Raw genomic sequence first — 2,206 nt, 5'->3', positions numbered from 1 at the left:
TTGGGACCGTTGGCAGTCTGAAAATCACCCGTCACGCCCCTCTCCGCAGCCACCCCCTGCGCCGCCCCCTTCCGCAGCGCGTCCCTCTCGCCTGGTGGGGAGGGGGTGGGTGGGTGGGGGAGGTGGGGGAGGTGGGGGGAGGGGTGCGGGGTGCGGGGGTGGGTGGGTGCGGGTCGAGGGTGAGGGGTGGTGTGGGCGCGCGGGCTTTCGCCCTGCGCGTCCGTGCTGGGGTAGAGGGGTGAGGGGGGTGTGCGGCTCGGGGGAGACGGGCGGTGGGGTGGGAGAGTGAGCGGCATGGACGACGAGCTGGTGCGGGCGTGGCGGGTGGCCGAGCGGGAGTCGGGGGTGGTGCTGTTGGACGGGTTCCATCCGTTGAAGCACGCGCTGCGGTTCGGGGGTGAGGTGCGGCGGGTGCTGACGGCGGACCGGGGGGCGTTGCTGGCGTTGGCGGGTGAGTTGGCGCCGGATGTGGTCGCGGCGCTGGAGGCGTTGGCGGTGGAGGTGGCGGAGGAGCGGCTGCGGGCCCTGGCGCCCCGGCTGCACCCGACCGGGGTGGTCGCGCTGGCGGTGCGGCCGTCGGTGGCGGCCAACCGGGCGGTGTTGGCGGAGCGGCCGCGCCGGGCGCCGGTGGTGGTGCTGGAGAACCCGCGGAACCTGGGGAACGTCGGGGCGGTGATCCGGCTGGCGGCCGGGTTCGGGGCGACCGGGGTGGTGACCACGGGCGAGCTGGATCCCTGGCACCCGACGGTGCTGCGCGGCAGTGCGGGGCTGCACTTCGCCACCGCGGTGGAGCGGGTGGGTCTGCCGGAGCTGCCCGCCGGGCCGCTGTACGTGCTGGACCCGGAGGGGGTGGACATCCGGGACCTGCCGTTCCCGGACGACGCGCTGCTCGCCTTCGGGACGGAGCGGCACGGGGTGTCCGCGGAGCTCAAGGCGCGGGCCGACCGGTTGGTGGCGGTGCCGATGCAGCCGGGGGTGTCCAGTTTCAACCTGGCGACGAGTGTCGCGATGGGGCTGTTCCACTGGATGTCGGGGCGGCGCTGAGGCGCGGCACCGGGGTGGTGCCGCGCCGTGCGGGGCGTCAGGAGAAGAGCGTGCGCCAGGTGTCCGGGCCCGGGTGGCCGTCGGCCTCGCCGCCGCGCCGGCCCTGGGCCTGTTGGAAGGCCTGGACGGCGCGTCGGTCGCTCTCCGTCCAGCGCGGGCCGGGGCCGACGCTGTACGAGCCGCCGTAGCCCTTGCGGACCAGCTGTTCGCCGAGTCGGCGGACGTGGTCGTTGCTCTGGCCGGGGCCGAAGTACCGGGCGCCGGGGAAGGCGGGGGCGCCGGTGGGCGGTGGGGGCGGCAGCGGGGTGCCGGCGTCGATGTCGCGGCCCTTGTCGTTGACCAGGAAGTCCCAGGTGTCCTTGCCCGGAAGGCCGTCGGCCTCGCCGCCGCGCCAGCCCTGGGCGAGTTGGAAGGCCTGGGTGGCCTTGCGGTCGGCCTCGCCCCACCGGGGCCCGGGGCCCTCGGAGTAGAAGCGGGCGCCGCCGCGCCGCACCAGCATCCGGCCGAGCTCGGTGACGTACCCGTTGTTCGCGCCGGGGCCGAACTTGTCCGCGCCCGGGAAGGCGTCGGCGGAGGTGCCGTCGTTGCTGCCGCCGGAGAGGCCGGTGTAGCGGTAGGGGACGTAGGAGCCGGAGTTGTTCCAGTAGGCGTACGGGGTGGCGCGTTTCTTGGCGCCGGGGGAGGTCTGCTCGTAGGCGACGTACGTGGTGCGGGTGGAGTCCGTCCAGCCGCCGAAGATCGTCACGTGCGAACCGGCCTGGGGGTTGGCCGGGTTGTTGTAGATCAGCACGTCGCCGGGCTGGAGGTCGTTCCGGTTGATCCGTTCGGCGAAGTTCGGCAGGGTCCAGGTGGTCTGGCTGCTGCCGAGCTCCCAGGCCATCGAGACGAAGCCGGAGCAGTCCTGGCGGTAGCCGTCCGACCAGTAGCGGCCCATGCCGTACGGCACGGCCTGGTCGACCCAGCCCTGGGCGCGCTGGATGATCCGGGCCCGGGTGGGGGGCTGGGCGGCGAGTCGCGGGGCGGCGTAGGCACGGGCGCCGGGGGCGTCGCCGTAGAGGGCGTTGACCTCGCCCTGGGGGGTCCGCGGGGGCTGGCTGGTGCTGCTGCCGCCCGGGGTGGGGCTGGGCGCGGGGGCCGCGGCGGCGGTGCCGCCGGCCACCGC

At 75.3% G+C, this 2,206-nt stretch carries 2 protein-coding genes; one reads left to right on the top strand and one right to left on the bottom strand.

Annotated features, from left to right (window positions below; all coding sequences use genetic code 11):
* Window positions 1–294 precede the first annotated feature (294 nt).
* The gene (locus BG452_RS32990; protein WP_188308024.1) at window positions 295–1,044 is read left to right on the top strand and encodes a TrmH family RNA methyltransferase; all 750 of its coding nucleotides are present in this window, start codon (window positions 295–297) and stop codon (window positions 1,042–1,044) included.
* Window positions 1,045–1,081: 37 nt separating this feature from the next.
* Here BG452_RS32990 and BG452_RS32985 read toward each other — a convergent pair.
* Window positions 1,082–2,206 (bottom strand): peptidoglycan-binding protein (locus BG452_RS32985; protein WP_188308023.1); only part of this gene is annotated, 1,125 nt, incomplete at its 5' end.

Origin of the sequence: Streptomyces sp. CBMA123, from assembly GCF_014596465.1 — a bacterium.
Classification (GTDB): domain Bacteria; phylum Actinomycetota; class Actinomycetes; order Streptomycetales; family Streptomycetaceae; genus Kitasatospora.
This window is presented reverse-complemented; position numbering and strand designations above follow the sequence as displayed.